Genomic DNA, 20,898 nt, shown 5'->3' with positions numbered 1-20,898 from the left:
TGAATCCCTCCAAAATGTGTTTAATGAATTAAGATTAACAGACTTAGATAGTGGTAAACTACCTTTAAAGCTTGAAAAGGGGTGTAGAAATGAATTGGATGGAGAGTATTTCGTTGACGACGACTTTATTAGTCCTATTTCTAGTTATCATACCAATCACGATTGCCATCTTTCTTTTCTTTTATGACAAAAGGCAAAAACAACATGCTATTCTTCGAAATTTCCCAATTTTAGGGCGGATGCGTTATGTGCTCGAAAAAACGGGGCCTGAACTTAGACAATATCTTTTTGACGACGATAACGATGGCGAACCATTTAACCGTGAGGAATATTTGCGGATGGTGCTGCCGGGTAAATATTTGAACAGTGTTATCGGCTTTGGATCGAAGCGGGATTTTGAGGAATCTGGTTATTATATACGAAACGCAATGTTTACAATGCAGAATGAGGAAATGCGCGTGGATAATGAGGACCTTGTAGATACGATGCGTTATGTTATGGATGAAGATCATTTGTTTTCCCGGAAAGAGCATCGTGAAGAAATCCCGACATTGCCATGGCTGTTGCCGGAAGAGGACGCGATTGTAATCGGACCGAACTGTGAGCAGCCGTTCCATGTACGCAGTATGCTTGGTCAATCAGCAATGAGTTACGGAGCACTCGGAGAAAATGCCATCACTGCTTTATCAAAAGGGATTGGCATGGCTAAATGCGCATGGATGAATACCGGTGAGGGAGGTCTTTCCTCGCATCATCTGGTGGGAGGTGCTGATATCATTGCTCAAATCGGTTCCGGTCTTTTCGGTTTCAGGACGGAAGAAGGAGAATTCAGTTTTGAAAGGGTCCGCGAAAAAGCGGATATTCCTCAAGTGAAAGCATTTGAGATTAAGCTTGCACAAGGTGCAAAGATGCGTGGAGGGCATGTAGAAGGATCTAAGGTAACGGAAGAAATTGCGGCAATCCGCAATGTTGTTCCTTATGTTTCTATTAACAGTCCGAATCGTTTTCACCAGTTTGATGATTATCCAACACTATTTGAATTCATTGATCAAATTCGCCAGCATTCTGGTAAACCGGTTGGTATTAAAATCGTCATTGGTGGTAAAGAAGACGCGGAAGAATTAGCATCGTTCATGTATGAAACTAGTAAGGGTCCTGATTTTATATCGCTGGATGGTGGAGAAGGTGGCTCTGGAGCTACCTACCAAGATCTTGCAGACAGCGTTGGGTTGCCGTTACGTTCTTCGATTATTCTTCTAGACGATGCGCTTAGGAAATTTGAAGTGCGTGACCAAGTAAAAATCATTGCCTCGGGTAAAATAACGACACCGGACCGGGCAGCAATTGTGTTGGCAATGGGGGCAGACTTAGTTCAAATTGCACGAGGTTTTATGATTTCCGTCGGTTGCATTATGGCGCACCGTTGCCATACGAATGATTGTCCAACGGGTGTAGCGACAACGGATAAGAAGCTACAACAAGGTCTTGTCGTTGAGGAGAAAAAGTTCCGTGTTACGAATTATATTTTGACAATGCGAGAGGGGCTTTTCCGAATCGCCGCAGCTGCGGGACTGGATTCTCCGACGAAACTCACAAGGCATCATATAGTTTACAAGGATGACCGAGGACGTGTTTATCCGGTTGAATGAAATGAAGAATACCGTTCTGCCTATAAAGGGTATAACGGTATTCTTCATTTTTGGATGATTAGTCCGAAAACAGTTCCACATTAATTTTCAAACCTTTAGAATGTTGTGATAATATATAAGTATATGAATCAATGAGAAAAGGGGAATGGATATGACGTTGTTACAGAAAACAGTGGGGGAAATTGTAAGAGAGCAGGCACGGCTTTATCCTACGCAGGAAGCGTATGTCTATCCGGAACATGGGATTCGTAAAACATATACAGAATTTGACGAGGAAACAGATTTACTTGCGAAAGCGTTCATGGGCATGGGCATCGGAAAAGGGGAAAACGTTGCCATCTGGTCGGATAATAAACGGGAGTGGCTGCTCAGTCAGTTTGCAACAGGTAAAATGGGGGCAGTTCTTGTCACGGTGAATACGAATTACCAAGCTTCAGAGATGGAGTATTTATTAAAACAATCTGATGCAACTACACTTATTCTGGATGAAAGCTTTAAGGGGACGAGTTACATAGACATCCTCAAGAGAGTTTGTCCGGAGCTGTTGATAGGTGAAAAAGGTTCTGTAGCAAGCGAAAAACTACCTCATTTTAAACGAATCATTTTGATGACGGAGCGAGAAGAAGCGGGTATGTATAAATGGTCTGAATTTTTATCATACGCGGAAGGTATATCTGATGAACAGCTGGATAAGCAGTTCCATTCGCTAAATCCTGATGATGTCATCAATATTCAATATACATCCGGCACGACCGGCCAACCGAAGGGAGTTATGCTGACGCATAGAAATGTCGTCAATAACGGTAAATTAATAGGTGATTATATGAAACTGACTGAGCAGGACCGTGTCTGTATCCCAGTACCATTTTTCCATTGCTTCGGTTGTGTACTGGGTACGCTTGCAGCTGTCACGCACGGTTCCGCGATGATTTTACTTGAGCAATTCGATCCTTTACGCGTACTTCAGGCGGTGCAGGAAGAAAGATGTACAGCACTTCATGGGGTTCCTACGATGTTCATTGCTGAGCTAAATCATCCTGATTTTAAAAAGTATGATACATCTACGCTTCGTACCGGAATAATGGCAGGCTCCGTATGTCCAATTGAAGTTATGAAACGAGTTATTGAAGATATGGGTGCGAGTGAGATTACGATTTGTTACGGCCTGACGGAAGCATCTCCTGTCATTACTCAGACAAAGACAGATGATCCAATCAGTAAAAGGGTTTCGACAGTCGGTAAGCCGCATCCAAGTGTAGAAGTCAAAATCATTGATTCCATCACGGGTGATGAGATGCCTGTTGGGGAACCCGGGGAACTTTGCACGCGCGGATATAATGTCATGAAAGGGTATTATAATAACCCAGAGGCGACAAAAGAAGTCATTGATGCAGAAGGGTGGCTCCATACTGGAGACATCGCTGTAATGGACACGGAAGGATATATTGATATTACAGGACGCATCAAAGACATGGTTATTCGTGGTGGTGAAAATATCTATCCAAAAGAAGTCGAGGAGTTCCTATATACACATCCTGACATCGCTGACGTACAAGTCGTAGGCGTACCGGATGCAAAGTATGGCGAGGAACTGATGGCGTGGATTATTCTGAAGCCAGGAGTGAAAATCGATGAAGAGGCAGTACGCACTTTCTGCAAAGGAAACATTTCTCGTCACAAAATTCCGAAGTATATTGAGTTTACGGAAGAGTATCCGATGACTGCATCCGGTAAAATACAGAAGTTCAAACTACGTGAAATGTCTTTTGAGAAATCGTCCACATAAAAATAAACGTACTCCATTCGATATTGCGAGATACGCACATTACAATCTATCTTGTCGAAATAACAATATTTCCTGGGAAATGTAGCAGGAATAAACTAATCATATCGTTCCTTGCCAATATTTACTTCAAGAGTTATTGGAAAGTATCAATAATACTGATTTCCATTCAATATTTAGATGATATAATGAAGATTATCTATTATGAAATGGAGGAATTCGCTATGTCAGATAATGGGTTTCAGTTAATTGCAATTATTATATACATGGCAGCCATGGTTTTCATCGGATGGTATGCATTCAAACGTACTTCAAATCTGACAGACTACATGCTTGGTGGACGAGCACTTGGTCCAGCTGTTACTGCGCTTAGTGCTGGAGCGGCTGACATGTCGGGTTGGTTGCTGATGGGGCTACCTGGAGCAATCTATCTTAATGGACTGGTTGAAGCTTGGATTGCCATAGGATTGACAATTGGAGCATACTTAAACTGGGTGTTCGTTGCACCGCGTCTTCGTGTGTATACACAAGTTTCAAGTGACTCTATTACCATTCCGAGTTTCTTGGAAAGTCGTCTGAAAGATAAATCACGACTCTTGCGCATAGCTTCCGGTGTAATCATTCTAGTTTTCTTCACATTCTATGTCTCTTCAGGAATGGTTGCAGGTGGAAAGTTCTTCTTAAGCTCATTCGGGTTAGATTATCATGTAGGTTTGTTAATTGTTTCTGGTGTCGTTATCTTCTATACATTATTCGGAGGATTTTTGGCGGTCAGTTACACGGATGTTGTTCAAGGTATCATTATGTTCCTTGCCCTCCTTCTTGTACCGATTGTTGGCATATTCATAACAGGAGGACTTACAGAAACTGCTGCAAGTATCCGTACTGTTGATCCTCAATTGCTGAACTTCGTATCGGGTGCATCATTCCTCGGTATAGTGTCAGCGGTTGCTTGGGGGCTCGGTTATTTCGGTCAACCACATATTATCGTCCGTTTTATGGCTCTAAATTCGCACAAAGAAGCGAAAAAAGCACGTCGAATCGGAATTGGATGGATGTTCTTGAGCCTGTTTGGTGCAGTAGCAACAGCACTAATAGGGATTGCATATTTCCAACAAAATACGGATGCTACATTGATAGATAACGAAACTGTATTTATTGTCTTAGGGCAAATTATCTTCCATCCGTTCATCGCAGGAATAATGCTCGCGGCTGTCCTCGCAGCTGTAATGAGTACAATTTCTTCACAACTAATTGTTTCTTCTTCAGCACTTGTCGAAGACTTATACAAAACGTTTATGAAGAAAGATGCAACGGATAAGCATTATGTGTTTTTAGGTAGAATGGCTGTTCTTATCGTTTCCGTAATTGCGATGGTACTTGCATGGCCGAACAATGAATCCATTTTAAGTATCGTATCGTTTGCATGGGCTGGATTTGGAGCTTCATTCGGACCAGTTATTCTTCTATCTCTATTCTGGCGCAAACTTACAACTAAAGGAGCGCTATGGGGAATGATTGTCGGGGCCGTAACAGTTATGGTTTGGGGGAACATTGATTCTTTATCGGACACGCTTTATGAAATCATTCCTGGTTTCTTCCTCTGTCTAATAGTCGCGGTTGTGGTAAGTAATATCACATACAAACCGAATGCGGAGATTGACAAGGAGTTTGCAGAAACAGTTAAAATACTAAACGAAGGCAAGTAATTTGAAAGTCTGCAGTTATTACTGCAGGCTTTTCAATTGCATTTTTTTAGATATGGATAGAGGGGTATTGCTATGATTTTATTGACACAAAAAGTTGGCAATGCGAATTATATCGTCTTAGAGAATGTTGAGCTGAAATTTGTAGTTCAAGTTTTCGGTGAGGAAAGGTTGACGGATGTTGCCATTGGGCAAACTAACTAACATTGACGAATTGATACTACATTTCGTTCGGAGGCTATCATTTCGCCGAATATGTTAAACTGAAGATACTAAAAAGTTGTCCGGAAGGGGTAATTCCATGGAAGAATTAATAGAACGTGCGGTAATTGTGGGGGTCCATGAACAAAAGGACGATCACTTTGAATATGGAATGGAAGAACTGAGGAATCTTGCCAGCGCAATTGAAGTCGAAGTTGTCGGGGAAGTCACACAAAACATGGAAAAAAGAAACCCGTCTACGTATGTCGGGAAAGGCAAAATAGAAGAGATTAAAAATTTTTACGAAGAGTTGGATGCCAATCTTGTTATCTTTAACGATGAACTGTCTCCTTCCCAAATTCGTAATCTGGAACGGGAACTTGATTGTAAAGTAATTGACCGAACTATGCTCATTCTGGATATTTTCGTAAGACGTGCAAGAACGAGTGAGTCACGGATGCAAGTAGAACTTGCTCAGCTACAATACATGCTTCCCCGACTTGTTGGACTACGTGCATCCTTAGGTAGACAAGGTGGAGGGACCGGCGGTGGTGTCCAGAACAAAGGAGCCGGAGAAACCAAACTTGAACTCGATCGTCGGAAAATTGAAGACCAGATTGCTAAACTTGGCCGCGACCTAGATCATGTGAAGGATCAGCGGGAAACACAGCGGAAACAGCGTAAAAAGAGCGGTATCCCTGTAGTTTCGATTGTTGGTTATACGAATGCGGGCAAGTCAACAATTATGAATAAATTACTGCTGAAAATGGACGTTGACAATGCGAAACAAGTATTTGAAAAGGATATGCTTTTTGCAACACTTGATACATCTATCCGCAAAGTGAAACTAGAGGATAATAAAGAATTCATCTTAACGGATACGGTTGGTTTTGTTTCAAAACTGCCTCATCACCTTGTAAAGGCTTTCCGCTCAACGTTAGAAGAAGCACGTGATGCAGACTTACTATTACATGTTGTGGATGTATCGAATTCGGAACACGATTATATGATGGAAGTAACAAATGATACCTTGCAAGCGGTAGGAGTAGAAAATGTACCAACACTTAATATTTACAATAAATCGGATCTGGCTGGAATTCCATATCCAGCAGTAAGTGACAATAGTGCCTGGATTTCTGCTAAAGAAGGAAAAGGGTTGGATGAACTCATCAAACTGATTACGAAGAAGATTTTTGAGCAATACATCACGTGTAAGTTGCTCATTCCATTTGACCGTGGTGATATCGTTTCCTACTTGAATGACAATGCAAATGTGAAAAATACGGAGTACGAAGAGGAAGGAACGCTTATGACAGTGGAAATGGATATATCAGAGCGTTCAAAAGTTGAGCAATTTATAGTTAGCCATTAAAAAACAGCACCGCCTGACTTGGGGAAGTCAGGCGGTGCTGTTCCTTCTATCTAAGAGAAAGGGGGTGGGATAATTGTAGTATGCCCGCTTTTACAATCATTAAACCTCTTGAAATTGATTATTATGCAGGCGGGCGAAAATCCCACCTTTCTTCACAAGTTCATGGTACTTTCCGTCCTCCTCGATTCCGTTTTCGGTGACAACGATAACGCGGTCGGCATCACGAATTGTGGCCAGTCTATGAGCGATGACAAGTGTTGTACGGTTTTCAGCAAGTTCAGCGAGCGACTGTTGGATAATTCGTTCTGTCTCTGTATCGAGAGCTGATGTTGCTTCATCCAAAATAAGAATTGGCGGGTTTTTTAAGAACATGCGAGCGATGGCAAGACGCTGTTTCTGCCCACCTGACAGTTTCAAACCTCGTTCCCCAATCTGTGTTTCGTAACCATGGGGAAGCGCAGCAATGAAGTCTTCTAAATGCGCTTTTTTTGCTGCTTCAATTACTTCTTCAACTGTCGCATCCAATTTACCGTAGCTGATATTCTCTTTAATGGTACCGGTGAACAAAAAGACGTCCTGCTGTACGATGCCAATCTGCGAGCGCAAGGAATGCTGTGTCATATTGCGGATATCAATGCCGTCGATAGCAATTGAGCCTTCTGTGACATCGTAGAAACGTGGAATAAGTGAACAAATCGTTGTTTTTCCAGCACCGGACGGACCGACGAAAGCGACTGTTTGACCTGCGCGGATATTCAAGTCAATCCCATGGAGTACCGCTTTATTGTCGTCATAATTGAAATGTACATCATCAAAGAGGATATCACCGTTTAAATGTGTGACAGCTACCGCTCCTGGACGATCTCTAATTTCAGGTTCCTGGTCGATTAATTCACGGAACCTACGGAATCCCGCCATTCCTTTCGGATACAGTTCCAGGAGAGCACTGATTTTGTCGACAGGTTTGATAAGAACATTAACGAAAAGGACAAAACTTACGAGCTCGCCGTATGACAATTTGTCATTGAATGTGAACCATGCTCCGACAACTAGTACGATGAGTGTAATGAGTCGGGTCATCATGAACATGCTGGAATGGGTCCATGCCATCACTTTATAAGCGACTAACTTAGCTGTTCTAAAATTGCCATTGTCTATTCTGAAACGAGCAATCTCAAAATCCTCGTTCGTGAATGATTTGACAACGCGTGAACCTGATACGGAATCTTCAACACGTGCATTGACATCTGCGATTTTGCCATACATATTTTGCCATGCGGCATTCATTTTAATATTACAGAATGTCACGACAATGATTAGGAAAGGCACCATAATTATTGCGATTATGGCAAGTTCCGGATTAATGCTATACATAATTGCGAAAGCACCAATAAGCGTCATGATGGCGATGAAAATATCTTCAGGGCCATGGTGGGCGAGTTCACCAATGTCAAACAGGTCATTGGTGATGCGGCTCATAATGTGACCCGTTTTGGTATTATCGAAGAAACGGAATGATTGTTTCTGTACATGATTGAACAATTGTTGGCGCATATCCGTTTCAATATTAATGCCAAGTTTGTGACCTAGATAACTGACGATATATTGTAGGAATGTACTTAGTAAATAAATGAGCAGTAGAATGATGCTGATTGTTATGATCTGCCCCCAATTACCTTGAGGTAGCAAATCGTCAATGAACCATTTGACTGCGACCGGGAAGGCGAGGTCAAGCAGTGCTACAAAAATAGCACTTGAAAAGTCGATAACGAAAAGCCGCCTGTGCGGTTTATAGTATGAAAAGAATTGTTTAATCATTTTATGCAATCCCCTTTTGTCTGATAATTGCAAGTATAGCGGAGATGAAGACAAAAAACGATTTTAAATTTCAGAAACCGAAATAAAAGGCATGTAGTTCTATTTATTTATGGTGAAGAATGAGTACTATGATTCAATTTCACCGAATCATGAAACTCTTTGCAAATCGGGTCGTATGAGTATATGTAAAAGAAATCTGGAAATGGAAGGAAGCGAAGGATATGAAAAAGTGGATAAAGGGTATAGCGACTGGTGTTCTAATCCTCGGTCTTGGAGCATGTAGTACAACAGCAGAACCGAAAACCGATCAAGAGACAGGAAAGAAAGGAGAACTTCAAAACAAAAGTGAAATGACAGCACAAGAAGTATATGAAAAAGCAATGGAAGTTTCGGATGAACAAAAGAGTATGCATGCAAAAATGGAAATTGATCAGCTCGTAAAGATGCCAAGTCAAGAGTTGGAAATGGACAGCAAAATTAAAATGGACATGGATATGATCATTGAGCCCCTGACTATGTATCTGAATATGAACGTGGATATGGGAGAGCAAGGTAAGATGGACATGAAAATGTACATGGCAGAAGATGGTTTCTTCATGAGTAACCCTGAAGCAGAGGGGTGGATCAAGTTCCCGGATGATATGTACGAGGAAATGGTTGGTCAAATGGCTGGTGGGGCAGACCCGACACTTGATATGAATATATTTAAAGATTTTGTAGATGAATTTAAATTTGAGCAGACGGACGATGAATATATCCTTAAACTTTCTGCATCAGGTGATAAATTCAGTGAGTTGTTTAAGAAAGTAGCAACTGAAAATTTACCCGCTGGTTTGGAAGTGGATGAACAACAGGCGGAAGTATTGGAAAATATGGATGTGAAAGTACTAGAATATGAAATATTCATCGATAAAAAAACCTTCTACACAAACGCGTTCAATATGAATATGGATATGATAATGAAAATTGAAGGCGAAGAAATGCAGATTGACCAAAAAGTAAAGGCAGACATTAGTAAAATAAATGAAATTGATAACATTAAAGTTCCACAAGAGGTAATTGATAACGCAGTCGACATCAATGAAACAATGGGTCAGTGAGATAGATAGAGGGCGCCAGATATCCAATCTGGTGCCCTCTTTTTATTACTAGAAATGTAGAAAGTGGATTGAAATCTAGGACTCGAAGCGCTCTATGATTTAGCACTTCAATTCTAATTGATAATGATTTTCAGTTAATCGTTGACACCTATTTCTGACATGTTATAATTGAATTTGTAGCCAATTGATAATGGTTTTCATTAATGAATTCTCAATTGGCTGCAAATAATTGATATCGAGGCTTCCCATGAAGATACGTTACTTATTCATCGCACTTATCATTCTTTCATTCCTATCGTTATTCGTAGGAGTGAGTCGTATCACGCCAATGGCTCTGCTAGATTTTGATTCGGAAGCAACAGAAATTTTCTTGATCAGCCGTTTGCCGCGACTAGTTGCCATTCTCCTTGCAGGAGCAGGTATGAGTATCGCGGGCCTCATTATGCAACAGTTGAGCCGGAATAAATTTGTTTCTCCGACTACAGCGGGAACTTTGGATGCAACGCGGCTTGGTATTCTTGTCTCTATGTTGTTATTCACAAACGCATCCACGATTGAAAAGATGATTGTAGCATTTGTATTCGCGCTTGCCGGCACGCTACTGTTTATGCAAATCCTTGATCGAATTAAATTCAAGGATGCGATTTTCATTCCACTCGTCGGGCTTATGTTCGGTAATATTTTGTCATCGATAACGACGTTTTTTGCTTATAAAGCGAACGTTATTCAAAATATGTCGGCATGGTTACAAGGTGATTTTTCGATGATTATGAAAGGACGTTATGAACTTCTATACATAAGCATACCCGTTCTCATCATTACCTATCTATATGCAAACCGATTTACGGTTGCAGGAATGGGTGAGGATTTCTCGAAAAACCTCGGGCTTGCTTATAGGAAGATTGTCAATATCGGCCTCATTTTAGTTGCACTGATTACGACTACGGTCGTTTTAACAGTCGGAATGATTCCATTTCTAGGATTAATCATACCGAATATTGTATCAATCTATAAAGGTGATCATTTACAGAAGACATTGCCACACACGGCACTGCTCGGTGCAATATTCTTGCTCCTCTGTGATATTTTAGGCAGAGTGCTTATCTATCCTTATGAGATTTCAATTAGTTTGATGGTAGGCGTTATCGGCAGCGGAATCTTCCTATACTTATTGTTTAGGAGGAAGGCCTATGCGTAACTCTACGAAACTCATCATTCTTGGCGTAATGGCTGTTATCTCCTGTGCTTTGTATCTTTTTCAAGGATTAAACGGAAGTTTTGACTATGCATTACCACGCCGTGGCATCAAAGTAATGGCGATGGCCATTACGGGCGTCGCCATAGCGTATTCAACAGTCATCTTCCAGACAATCACACATAACCGCATTTTGACACCGAGCATTATGGGGCTGGACTCACTATACTTATTGTTACAGACCGCCATTATTTTCTTCCTTGGTTCAGGGCATATGGCCATTGTCAATACACATGTGAATTTCATATTATCTGTTTCTGCAATGGTTGTATTCGCGCTTCTCCTCTACCGCTTTTTATTCCGAGGAGGCAAACAGCCAATTTACTTTCTGTTGCTTGTCGGAATCATTGTAGGAACATTTTTTGGAAGCATTTCGACGTTTCTGCAAGTGCTCATTGATCCGAATGAATTCATGCTCGTACAGGATATGATGTTTGCAAGTTTCAATAACGTCAGCGGAGACCTCGTTTGGTGGGCACTTGGGATTGTTGCTATCAGCTTACTAATTGGCTGGAGGTATATTAACGAACTCGACGTGCTCTCGCTTGGAAGGGATACCGCCATTAACTTAGGCGTATCTTATGACAAAGTCGTCAAAACGATGCTTGTATTGTCCGCTGTACTAATCGCGGTTTCTACTGCACTTGTCGGACCGATTACATTCTTCGGCCTGATTGTCGCGAATTTGTCTTATCAGTTTTTTAAATCATATAAGCACACGGTTTTAATCGCTGGTGCTTCTATTATGAGTATCATCGCCCTTGTAGGTGGACAATGGGTCGTCGAAAGAGTCTTCACTTTCTCTACGACACTCAGTGTGATTATTAACTTCATCGGTGGCGTTTACTTCATCTACTTACTATTAAAGGAGAGTCGATCTACATGATCCAAGTCCGTGAACTGTCAAAGTTTTATGGTAAAAAAGCGGTCGTTGAAAAGGTAAATGTGAATATTCATCGTGGAAAGATCACATCTTTCATCGGTCCAAATGGTGCGGGTAAATCAACGCTCCTTTCAATGGTTAGCCGTCTGCTTGATGCAGATACGGGTGAAGTACTCGTTGATAAAGATAATGTTAAACAGATGAATTCAAATGAGTTTTCAAAAAGAGTTTCCATATTAAAGCAATCTAATTTCATGAACGTTCGTTTGACAATCCGTGAACTAGTATCGTTCGGCCGTTTCCCACATTCCAGGGGCAAACTAACTGTAGAAGACTTACGGCTTGTCGAGCAAGCAATGGATTATATGGATTTAATGAGCATGCAACACGATTATCTGGACGAATTATCAGGTGGACAACGTCAGCGCGCATTCATTGCGATGGTTATCGCCCAGGATACGGATTATATCTTGCTGGACGAACCGCTCAATAGTCTAGATATGAAGCATTCCGTTCAGATTATGAAGATATTGAGAAGACTTGTAGACGATCTTGGTAAAACAGTCGTCATCGTGCTGCACGACATTAACTTTGCATCTGTTTACTCTGACCGCATCGTTGCACTTAAAGAAGGACGCGTTGTTAAAGATGGCCCGACCGATGAAATTATCACTTCCGATTCGTTAAAAGATATTTACGATATGGATATTCCAATAAAACAAATGGCTAATTGCCGAATATGTGTGTACTTCGATTCTTAATAGGAAGAGCGAAATGCATCCGGAATTTAGGCGTCAATCTGACTGAAGAAGATTAAACTTACAATAAAACTAAAAGGATGGTTTTTGATGAAGAAACTACTAATGACAATGATGATGTTCGCATTAATTGCTTTACTTGCAGCTTGCGGAACAAATGATGATGCAGCGGATGATAAAGCAACTGGAGATAAAGCAGAACCAGATGTTGAAGAAGCCGAAACAGCAGAATCAATGGTAATTACGCACGACCTTGGTGAAACTACAATCGAAAAAAACCCTGAAAAAGTTGTCGTATTCGATTTTGGTATGCTTGACACACTTGACGAGCTTGGTGTTGAAGTTGCGGGTGTCCCACAAATGAACGTTCCTTCATACTTGTCTCAATACGAGGATTCAAAGTATACGAACGTTGGAGGTCTTAAAGAGCCTGATTTTGAAGCAATCCATGCAATGCAGCCAGATGTGATTTTCATCTCAGGACGTCAATCTGCTATGTATGAGGAATTGAGTGAAATTGCTCCAACAGTCTTTGTAGGCGTAGATACAGCAAACTATATGGAGTCATTCAAAACAAACATGGAAATGGTTGCAGAGCTCTTTGGTAAGGAAGATGAAATGAAAGCAGAACTTGCGGACCTTGATGAAAGAATTGCAGCAATTAATGAAAAATCAAGCAAGAGTGATGCTAAATCATTGATCGTTCTTGGAAATGAAGGAAAAGTAAGTGCTTATGGACCGAGTTCACGTTTTGGTATTATTCATGACGTATTTGGCTTTGCAGCAGCTGATGAAAATCTTGAAGTGTCTACACATGGTCAAAGCATCACATTCGAATATATCCTTGAAACGAACCCGGATATTCTCTTTGTTATAGACCGTGATGCTGCGGTAGGCGGAGATGCAAGTGCGAAAGATTCGATTGAAAACGACCTTGTTAAGAAAACAAATGCTTATCAAGACGGTAAAATCATCTACTTAGATCCGAACTATTGGTACCTATCTGGAGGCGGACTTCAGTCTGTGAAAGAAATGGTTAAAGAAGTCGAAGAAGTATTGTAATAATAGCAAAAGAGCCAGCACACTAAAAAGTGTGCTGGCTCTTTTTTGTCTAGAAGTGTTCTATTATTGAGAGAGAATTAATTCAGAGTGTACATTTTAGATCGCTTGGCGCTCTGGGGATGCTTCTCGCCATGAGCGAGGCCACTGAAAAAGTCCGATTCCCTTCAACCCCGTTGATTTCCGTTCCGAGCGGACGCTTTCCGCGGGCACGGCTTCAGCCTCCTCGTCACTGCGTTCCTGCGGGGTCTTCAGCTGGCGCTGTTCCCGCTGGAGTCGCCGCTCTTCACTACAATCAACTAGTTCTCACTATAAAAAAGAACTTTTTCAGTGGCCTCCCATGAGCCTGGATTAACGCTTCGCATCCAGTCTCATGGCTTCGGCTACCCCTTTGCCACGCTGGCGCTGGAGTGTCCATTATTGAAAGTGATTTTGAGATGTATAGACTGAGATTATAATGTGATTACTATTTGATATAAATTTCATTGAAGAAAGACGCACTTCAGGCTGCAGGCCTTATCCCCGATAATGAAATGCGCTTTCCTGCATAGAGACCATCCAGCGCAGGCGCGACTTCGTGGTAGCCGGAGTGATAAGACTGAAAGTGGTCTTCTTTCTGGCTTATCGCGGGAGGCATCCACAAAGCGGCGCAGCGGTATTAGCAGAATCTCTGATTCATTCCTCCTGTATTTGGCTTTTTCATTGACCTCTCCTACGTCAAGAAGCGTCCACTAACGCAGCAGTAATTCAATGGAACTCTTTATTTCAGCATAAATATTTAATAAGACTCATTATAATGTTGCGTAAGGGAAACTTATAGCATACACTAGTTTTAACTTAGAAATAGAAAGAAGATGTGCAAATGGACGGAACTGTAGTATTTGCATTCGCCCTAACGCTATTTGCAGGGCTAGCAACTGGGATTGGAAGTTTACTTGCATTTTTTACGAAAAGAACAAATACGAAGTTTCTCTCAATAGCACTTGGTTTTTCTGCAGGTGTAATGATTTACGTTTCACTTGTTGAGATATTTGTAAAAGCAAAAGACGCACTTGTATTAGATCTTGGACTAACCAATGGCTATTGGGCAACTATCGCCGGTTTTTTCGGGGGAATGCTACTTATCGCCTTAATTGATCGTCTCATTCCTGCAATTGGGAATCCGCATGAAGTGAAGAGTGTTGAGGATGTTAATGCGGGTCCAACGAATGATGAATATGCCAAGCTGAAGAAAATGGGTATGTTCACGGCACTAGCCATTGCAATTCATAACTTTCCTGAAGGTATTGCGACGTTCACATCTGCGTTACAAGATCCAACGCTCGGTATTGCGATTGCCATCGCGGTTGCAATTCACAACATTCCCGAAGGTATTGCGGTTGCTATCCCCATTTATTTTGCGACGGGTAATCGGAAACAAGCATTCAAATTATCCTTTTTGTCGGGATTAGCTGAACCTCTTGGTGCTATAGTAGCATTTCTAATTTTAATGCCTTATTTAAACGGTGTAATGTTTGGCGTCATTTTTGCCGCGGTTGCAGGGATTATGGTATTCATCTCTATCGATGAACTGCTACCGGCAGCGAGAGAATATGGCGAAGCGCATTTATCGGTTTATGGCTTTATGGCAGGAATGGCAGTAATGGCTGTAAGTCTCGTTCTAGTGGTTTAAAAAACATTGTGTCACTTTGTTGTACGGGGTATAATGACAGGTGTAATGACACTTAAAAAAACCGGACAACGAGGTGCAGGGGATTGTGAAAAAGAACAAACAGGGGATTTCAAGAAATAAATTATTAGTACTTGCTGGAACGGGCTGGATGTTCGACGCGATGGACGTCGGAATTCTCTCCTTTGTTATAGCAGCACTTGCATTGGAATGGCATCTGACACCAACTGAAATGGGTTGGATAGGAAGTGTCAACTCCATTGGGATGGCTTTCGGTGCATTTGGTTTTGGACTGCTTGCAGATCGGATTGGACGAAAAAACGTCTTTATGATGACGTTAGTTCTATTCTCGGTTGCAAGCGGTTTGTCTGCACTGACAATGACGCTCACCGCATTCCTCATCCTGCGCTTTTTTGTTGGAGCAGGTCTTGGCGGCGAATTACCTGTCGCATCAACGCTAGTAGCTGAAAGTGTTGCGGCGCATGAGCGAGGACGAGTTGTCGTTCTCCTAGAAAGTTTCTGGGCTGCAGGTTGGTTGATAGCAGCTTTAATCGCCTATTTTATTATCCCAGATTACGGTTGGAGAGTTGCTTTAATTATTACAGCACTTCCAGCTTTTTACGCCATTTACCTTCGAAGGAGATTGCCTGATTCACCAAAGTTCGTGGCTGATGGAAAACCGAAACAGACAGCCGGTGAAAAAATTAAGACGATTTGGTCGAAGAAGTATGCACGACGGACACTTATGTTATGGATTGTCTGGTTCACGGTCGTATTCTCGTATTATGGCATGTTCCTTTGGTTGCCAAGTGTCATGGTAATGAAAGGCTTTGATTTGATTCATAGCTTCAAATACGTTCTCATTATGACGCTTGCTCAGTTGCCGGGTTACTTCACAGCTGCTTGGTTAATAGAAAGAGCAGGTCGGAAGTTTGTTCTCGCCACATATCTAATTGGAACTGCGGCAAGTGCTTTGTTTTTCGGCAATGCAGAGACACTTCCGCTGTTACTTATTTCGGGCGCATTGCTATCTTTCTTTAATTTAGGGGCATGGGGAGCATTGTATGCATATTCTCCAGAACAATATCCCACTGCAATCCGTGCAACGGGTTCCGGAATGGCGGCTGCGGTAGGACGTATCGGCGGTATTTTTGGGCCGCTGCTCGTAGGTTCACTACTTGCGGCAGGCTACGGTTTCGAAACGGTATTTGGTATCTTCTGCGGTGCGATAATTATTGGTGTGATAGCTGTTGTGTTTTTAGGGACAGAGACGAAACAAATGGAATTGGAATGAAGTTGGACCTGCCTGATGTTAGGTAGGTCTTTTTAGTTCATACTATTAAAACATCCTTCTATATCTGTCAGTAAGAAGGGTAAGGATAAATTGGATGGGCAATGTCGGTTCGTGAACAATGTAAGTTGAATTGGCATTGGGACGGGGTCGTATGAATAGATCGATTCTACTGTCATTAAAGCATCAGGGCTAATTTGAATACTAAACAACACGACACGCCAATAGCGATAACGTACGGAGTCTTTCCTTTTGATGGAAAGGCTTATTTTGGTAGAATGAAAACACAAGTTGGAGGTGCTTAGATGTTTCGGATTCCTGAATCAATTGCGAGTCTTGGTAGAAAACGGATAGAAGGTTTTCCAGTAGAGGGGTTTATTTACGGAGAAGGTCCCAGAAATCCCGAACTGATGCTAATCGGTGAAGCGCCTGGAGAATTTGAATTGGTCGATGGTATTCCCTTTATAGGCCGTGCAGGAAAGGAATTGATGAAGTCACTTGCGACAATTGGATTAACGCGTGAAGACGTTTATATTACAAGTGCGGTCCGAAGCAGGCCCTATAGATGGGGAACAAAAAATAACCGTGATGGAACAACGACAGAACGGAAATATAATCGGCCTCCGACGATAAAAGAAATTCTGGCACATGCTCCCATCCTGGATTATGAACTGGCAAATATTGAACCGAAGCTCATTGTCACGCTCGGTAACGTCGGGTTGCAGAGGTTACTTGGAAAAGGCATGAAGGTGACCGAACTCCACGGACAGCTGTTGGAGCGACCCATTCAGTATTTAAACGAACTGGATGACACGACCTTCAACAAGACAAAAAAGTTGTACAAGATTGTACCGACATTTCATCCCGCATCAATCTTTTACAGGCCTTCGCATAGACCTTCACTAGATGCAGATTGGTTGAAGATTGGTCGTATTTTGAAGGGAATGAACTAGTGGAACGATTCATCAGAAAGTGAAAGCGGGTGTCGTACTGTTGAAGACCTCGGTTGAGGTTGAAAGATGGTTGGAGACTTCGCCGCAACGAACTACAAAAGGAGGAGTTCAATGATTCGCTTTGAAAATGTAACAAAACGTTTTGAAGATGGAACAAAAGCGTTGAAAAATGTATCTGTGACAATCCCTACACATAAGTTGACGGCTATTATAGGGCCTTCCGGCTGCGGAAAAACGACGCTTATGCGGATGATCAATCGGTTGGAAGTGCCAACTGAAGGAGCCGTCTATATTGATGAGCTGCCAATTATCGAACGGGATGAGGTGGAGCTACGACGTTCAATTGGCTATGTCATCCAACGAATCGGCCTCATTCCTCATATGACGATTGAAGAAAATATTGCTCTTGTTCCTGAATTACTCAAATGGGATAAAAAGAAAATTGCTGTTCGTGTAAATGAGCTGCTTGACATGGTGGATCTCGATCCGTCGGTATTCAAAAAACGCTATCCTATTGAACTATCGGGAGGACAACAACAGCGAGTCGGCGTAAGTCGAGCACTTGCGAGCAATCCCAATATTATATTGATGGACGAGCCGTTCTCTGCACTCGATCCAATTAGTCGTGAACAGCTGCAAAAGGAATTGAAAAAGCTACAGCTGAAAATTAAGAAGACAATTGTATTTGTAACACATGATATGGATGAAGCGCTCGATATCGCAGATCAAATTATTGTCATGCGGGACGGGGAAATTGAGCAAATGTCTTCGCCTGCCGATTTAATAGAAAACCAAGCAACTAAGTTTGTTCGTGAATTCATTGGACAGGGACGTATTGACAGGCAACGCAATTTTGGTCAACGACGTATTATAGAGTTCATTAAGTTCTACGATGAAACATGGGCAGGTGAAGTTAGGAAAGTACCTTCTGCGTTGACGGTCAATGAGGCCATTGCAGTATTGGATGCGCATCCGTCGAACCGGCTAGCAGTTACGGAGGATGATGCAGTGATTGGATATATCGGTCACCATTCTTTGTTACAGGCGTCGATGGAGAATGGAAGGTGGGTGAAAGAATGAAGAATTTTATTGAAACGGTGACAAGTCGTTCAGATATGATTACAGAAGCTTTCCTCCAACATATTTACCTCTCTTTTGTTGCGCTAGCCGTTGGAATACTCATTGCTTTGCCAGCTGGAATGCTTATTGCCCGTCACCGCCGTTTCGCAGAACCGATTATCGGTGTCGCGGCTATTTTACAGACAATACCGAGTCTTGCGTTGTTCGGTTTTCTCGTCCCATTAATTGGGATTGGTTCAAAAACTGCTCTTATTGCACTTATTATTTATGCATTATTGCCGATTGTTCGAAATACATATACAGGTCTCACGAGTGTGGATGAAGCAATTATAGAGGCGGGGCGTGGAATGGGGATGACCCCAAATCAAATCTTGAAGAAAATTGAGTTTCCGATTGCGTTGCCAATCATCATGGCAGGTATACGGACAGCAACTGTGCTGACTGTCGGTATTGCGACGCTCGCAACGTTCGTGGGGGCTGGAGGGCTGGGAGATGTCATTTACCGAGGATTACAGTCCTATAACAACGCACTCGTCCTTGCTGGAGCACTGCCGGTCGCATTACTGGCCATTGCTTTTGATTTCATCCTGAAGTGGGTAGAGAAGAAGGTAACACCAAAAGGGGTACAACATTAAAGGGGGAAGAAAGATGAAAAAAGGTATTGGAATTATTTTATTGACATTAACGGTGCTGCTAGGCGCATGTGGTGGTAAAGATGAAATCGTAATTAGCGGAAAACCGTGGACGGAGCAATTTATATTGCCGCATATATTAGGTCAATATATTGAATCTGAAACAGATTATAAAGTTACGTACAAAGATGGATTGGGTGAAGTTGCAATTATGACGCCCGCTCTTGAAAAAGGCGATATTGATTTATACGTTGAATATACGGGTACTGGTTTGAAAGACGTTTTAAAAGAGGAGTCTGAAGCAGGGGAGAGTTCTGAAAGTGTATTTGAACGAGTTAAGAAGGGCTATGAAGATGAATTCAATGTAACGTGGCTTGAGCCGCTCGGTTTCGAGAACGGTTATACACTTGCATTCACGAATGATAAAGAATACCAAGCGAAAACGTATTCTGATCTTGCTGCAATTTCGGCGGATGAAGAAATGATTTTCGGTGCACCGCATGCTTTTTACGAACGAAAAGGTGACGGCTACGATGACATGGTAAATTCATATCCATTCACATTCAAAGATACAAAAAGCTTAGATCCCAATGTAATGTATGAAGCGGTGAAAAATGGAGATGTTGATGTTATACCGGCTTTCACAACGGATAGTCGTATTCAAATGTTCGAACTTGCAACGACAGAAGATGATCTCGGATTTTTCCCGAAATACGATGCTGCGCCAGTTGTACGTCAAGAAACATTGAAGAAATTCCCCGATCTTGAAAAAGTATTGAATAGCCTCGCAGGTAAGATTACAGAAGAAGATATGTTGAAAATGAATGCCCGCGTTGATTTGGATAAGGAAAAACCGGAGGACGTTGCAAAGGATTTCCTGATTGAAAAAGGATTAATTAACAAATAAGAGTAAACCGTTCCCGCTGGACTGGGAACGGTTTACTCTATTTATACACAATATTTCTCTGTGTGCTATTGAAAATCCACATATTTAAGTTTACAGTTTTTCCAAATTCATCTCAACCATTTTAATATTGTGATTCCAGGGAATAGTAATACTGATGTGGAGGACGATTACTATGTATAAACCTATAGACAAATCTTTTTTTGAGGCACCCGTACTTGAACTTGCACGAAATTTGCTAGGGCAATATATCGTTCACGAGCAACCCGAGGGAACAATTGTTGTCCGTATTGTGGAAACGGAGGCATATCACGGATCTGAGGATCAGGCGGCACATAGTTTTGAAAATAGGCGGACGAAACGGACTGAAGTGATGTTTGGAACTGCTGGGTTAGTCTATACGTATCAAATGCATACACATACATTGATGAATGTTGTGGGGGGGCCAATCGGAACACCTCATGCTATTTTAATCCGGGGGGCGGAACCTGTGACTGGATTAGAAATGATACAGGAAAACCGAGGGGGAATTCTGAAAATGACTGATTGGACGAATGGACCTGGTAAGTTATCGAAAGCACTTGGTGTGACCATGCAATACTATGGTCATCATTGGGCAGATAAGCCGTTATTCATTGCTGAAGGCGTTGTGCCGGGAGAAATTATGGCTGGTCCGCGAGTCGGTATTGGAAACTCCGGGGAAGCGGTCCACTATCCATGGCGTTTTTTCGAAAAAGATAATCCCTACGTGTCAAAGTTCCGATCCTAAGTTTACTATTCACAAG

The 20,898-nt window shown here is 42.0% G+C and carries 18 protein-coding genes; 17 read left to right on the top strand and 1 reads right to left on the bottom strand.

Features of this window, described 5'->3' with window-relative positions; genetic code table 11:
• Positions 1 to 89 precede the first annotated feature (89 nt).
• The 5 genes from AC25Y5_RS08325 to hflX all read left to right on the top strand — a co-directional run bounded on the left by AC25Y5_RS08325 (position 90) and on the right by hflX (position 6,711).
• Positions 90 to 1,649, top strand: coding sequence for an FMN-binding glutamate synthase family protein (locus tag AC25Y5_RS08325; RefSeq protein WP_488139900.1), 1,560 nt, complete (start codon positions 90 to 92; stop codon positions 1,647 to 1,649).
• A gap of 151 nt (positions 1,650 to 1,800) precedes the next feature.
• Positions 1,801 to 3,435 (top strand): AMP-binding protein, encoded by a 1,635-nt coding sequence (locus AC25Y5_RS08320; protein WP_488139899.1) that lies wholly within the window; start codon positions 1,801 to 1,803, stop codon positions 3,433 to 3,435.
• 221 nt (positions 3,436 to 3,656) lie between these two features.
• Entirely contained in the window at positions 3,657 to 5,141 is a 1,485-nt protein-coding gene (gene putP, locus AC25Y5_RS08315; RefSeq protein ID WP_488139898.1) for a sodium/proline symporter PutP, read from the top strand.
• A 72-nt stretch (positions 5,142 to 5,213) separates the two neighbouring features.
• Entirely contained in the window at positions 5,214 to 5,342 is a 129-nt protein-coding gene (locus AC25Y5_RS08310; RefSeq protein WP_488139897.1) for a hypothetical protein, read from the top strand.
• A 97-nt stretch (positions 5,343 to 5,439) separates the two neighbouring features.
• Positions 5,440 to 6,711, top strand: coding sequence for a GTPase HflX (hflX, locus tag AC25Y5_RS08305; protein ID WP_488139896.1), 1,272 nt, complete (start codon positions 5,440 to 5,442; stop codon positions 6,709 to 6,711).
• A gap of 99 nt (positions 6,712 to 6,810) precedes the next feature.
• Here the strand turns inward: hflX and AC25Y5_RS08300 are convergent, their stop codons facing one another.
• Positions 6,811 to 8,529, bottom strand: coding sequence for an ABC transporter ATP-binding protein (locus tag AC25Y5_RS08300; protein WP_488139895.1), 1,719 nt, complete (start codon positions 8,527 to 8,529; stop codon positions 6,811 to 6,813).
• Positions 8,530 to 8,750: 221 nt separating this feature from the next.
• Here AC25Y5_RS08300 and AC25Y5_RS08295 point away from each other — a divergent pair, with 221 nt between their 5' ends.
• From AC25Y5_RS08295 to AC25Y5_RS08240, 12 genes are all read left to right on the top strand, one after another.
• Entirely contained in the window at positions 8,751 to 9,629 is an 879-nt protein-coding gene (locus tag AC25Y5_RS08295) for a DUF6612 family protein (protein WP_488139894.1), read from the top strand.
• A gap of 247 nt (positions 9,630 to 9,876) precedes the next feature.
• Complete coding sequence (locus AC25Y5_RS08290) at positions 9,877 to 10,827, top strand: ABC transporter permease (RefSeq protein WP_482101485.1); 951 nt, start codon at positions 9,877 to 9,879, stop codon at positions 10,825 to 10,827.
• Entirely contained in the window at positions 10,820 to 11,770 is a 951-nt protein-coding gene (locus AC25Y5_RS08285; protein WP_488139893.1) for an iron chelate uptake ABC transporter family permease subunit, read from the top strand. Before AC25Y5_RS08290 ends, AC25Y5_RS08285 begins: the two co-directional genes overlap by 8 nt.
• Complete coding sequence (locus AC25Y5_RS08280) at positions 11,767 to 12,528, top strand: iron ABC transporter ATP-binding protein (RefSeq protein ID WP_488139892.1); 762 nt, start codon at positions 11,767 to 11,769, stop codon at positions 12,526 to 12,528. Before AC25Y5_RS08285 ends, AC25Y5_RS08280 begins: the two co-directional genes overlap by 4 nt.
• 87 nt (positions 12,529 to 12,615) lie before the next feature.
• A complete protein-coding gene (locus AC25Y5_RS08275; RefSeq protein ID WP_488139891.1) occupies positions 12,616 to 13,587 on the top strand; it encodes a siderophore ABC transporter substrate-binding protein in 972 nt (323 codons plus the stop codon).
• A gap of 859 nt (positions 13,588 to 14,446) precedes the next feature.
• Complete coding sequence (gene zupT / locus AC25Y5_RS08270) at positions 14,447 to 15,256, top strand: zinc transporter ZupT (RefSeq protein ID WP_488139890.1); 810 nt, start codon at positions 14,447 to 14,449, stop codon at positions 15,254 to 15,256.
• 148 nt (positions 15,257 to 15,404) lie between these two features.
• Positions 15,405 to 16,547 (top strand): MFS transporter, encoded by a 1,143-nt coding sequence (locus AC25Y5_RS08265; RefSeq protein WP_488140022.1) that lies wholly within the window; start codon positions 15,405 to 15,407, stop codon positions 16,545 to 16,547.
• 302 nt (positions 16,548 to 16,849) lie between these two features.
• Entirely contained in the window at positions 16,850 to 17,497 is a 648-nt protein-coding gene (locus AC25Y5_RS08260) for a uracil-DNA glycosylase (RefSeq protein WP_488139889.1), read from the top strand.
• Between the two features lie 111 nt (positions 17,498 to 17,608).
• Positions 17,609 to 18,577: an ABC transporter ATP-binding protein gene (locus AC25Y5_RS08255; RefSeq protein WP_488139888.1), complete on the top strand. Its 969-nt coding sequence runs from the start codon at positions 17,609 to 17,611 to the stop codon at positions 18,575 to 18,577.
• A complete protein-coding gene (locus AC25Y5_RS08250) occupies positions 18,574 to 19,212 on the top strand; it encodes an ABC transporter permease (RefSeq protein WP_488139887.1) in 639 nt (212 codons plus the stop codon). Before AC25Y5_RS08255 ends, AC25Y5_RS08250 begins: the two co-directional genes overlap by 4 nt.
• Before the next feature lie 13 nt (positions 19,213 to 19,225).
• On the top strand, positions 19,226 to 20,116 hold the full coding sequence (locus AC25Y5_RS08245; protein ID WP_488139886.1) for a glycine betaine ABC transporter substrate-binding protein: 891 nt from the start codon (positions 19,226 to 19,228) through the stop codon (positions 20,114 to 20,116).
• Between the two features lie 172 nt (positions 20,117 to 20,288).
• Positions 20,289 to 20,882, top strand: a complete 594-nt coding sequence (locus AC25Y5_RS08240; protein WP_488139885.1) for a DNA-3-methyladenine glycosylase — start codon at positions 20,289 to 20,291, stop codon at positions 20,880 to 20,882.
• The last annotated feature ends 16 nt before the right edge of the window (positions 20,883 to 20,898 follow it).

The sequence above is a fragment of the Sporosarcina sp. Y1011 genome (assembly GCF_057669885.1).
The sequence above is the reverse complement of the archived record's forward strand: the minus strand, read 5'-3'. Positions and strand labels throughout refer to the sequence as shown.

What these genes read in the sequence shown, in the direction of transcription:
- AC25Y5_RS08325 (WP_488139900.1), top strand. Translation starts at nt 90, where the DNA reads ATGAATTGGATGGAGAGTATTTCGTTGACGACGACTTTATTAGTCCTA.
- AC25Y5_RS08320 (WP_488139899.1), top strand. Translation starts at nt 1,801, where the DNA reads ATGACGTTGTTACAGAAAACAGTGGGGGAAATTGTAAGAGAGCAGGCA.
- putP (WP_488139898.1), top strand. Translation starts at nt 3,657, where the DNA reads ATGTCAGATAATGGGTTTCAGTTAATTGCAATTATTATATACATGGCA.
- AC25Y5_RS08310 (WP_488139897.1), top strand. Translation starts at nt 5,214, where the DNA reads ATGATTTTATTGACACAAAAAGTTGGCAATGCGAATTATATCGTCTTA.
- hflX (WP_488139896.1), top strand. Translation starts at nt 5,440, where the DNA reads ATGGAAGAATTAATAGAACGTGCGGTAATTGTGGGGGTCCATGAACAA.
- AC25Y5_RS08300 (WP_488139895.1), bottom strand. Translation starts at nt 8,529, where the DNA reads ATGATTAAACAATTCTTTTCATACTATAAACCGCACAGGCGGCTTTTC.
- AC25Y5_RS08295 (WP_488139894.1), top strand. Translation starts at nt 8,751, where the DNA reads ATGAAAAAGTGGATAAAGGGTATAGCGACTGGTGTTCTAATCCTCGGT.
- AC25Y5_RS08290 (WP_482101485.1), top strand. Translation starts at nt 9,877, where the DNA reads ATGAAGATACGTTACTTATTCATCGCACTTATCATTCTTTCATTCCTA.
- AC25Y5_RS08285 (WP_488139893.1), top strand. Translation starts at nt 10,820, where the DNA reads ATGCGTAACTCTACGAAACTCATCATTCTTGGCGTAATGGCTGTTATC.
- AC25Y5_RS08280 (WP_488139892.1), top strand. Translation starts at nt 11,767, where the DNA reads ATGATCCAAGTCCGTGAACTGTCAAAGTTTTATGGTAAAAAAGCGGTC.
- AC25Y5_RS08275 (WP_488139891.1), top strand. Translation starts at nt 12,616, where the DNA reads ATGAAGAAACTACTAATGACAATGATGATGTTCGCATTAATTGCTTTA.
- zupT (WP_488139890.1), top strand. Translation starts at nt 14,447, where the DNA reads ATGGACGGAACTGTAGTATTTGCATTCGCCCTAACGCTATTTGCAGGG.
- AC25Y5_RS08265 (WP_488140022.1), top strand. Translation starts at nt 15,405, where the DNA reads ATGTTCGACGCGATGGACGTCGGAATTCTCTCCTTTGTTATAGCAGCA.
- AC25Y5_RS08260 (WP_488139889.1), top strand. Translation starts at nt 16,850, where the DNA reads ATGTTTCGGATTCCTGAATCAATTGCGAGTCTTGGTAGAAAACGGATA.
- AC25Y5_RS08255 (WP_488139888.1), top strand. Translation starts at nt 17,609, where the DNA reads ATGATTCGCTTTGAAAATGTAACAAAACGTTTTGAAGATGGAACAAAA.
- AC25Y5_RS08250 (WP_488139887.1), top strand. Translation starts at nt 18,574, where the DNA reads ATGAAGAATTTTATTGAAACGGTGACAAGTCGTTCAGATATGATTACA.
- AC25Y5_RS08245 (WP_488139886.1), top strand. Translation starts at nt 19,226, where the DNA reads ATGAAAAAAGGTATTGGAATTATTTTATTGACATTAACGGTGCTGCTA.
- AC25Y5_RS08240 (WP_488139885.1), top strand. Translation starts at nt 20,289, where the DNA reads ATGTATAAACCTATAGACAAATCTTTTTTTGAGGCACCCGTACTTGAA.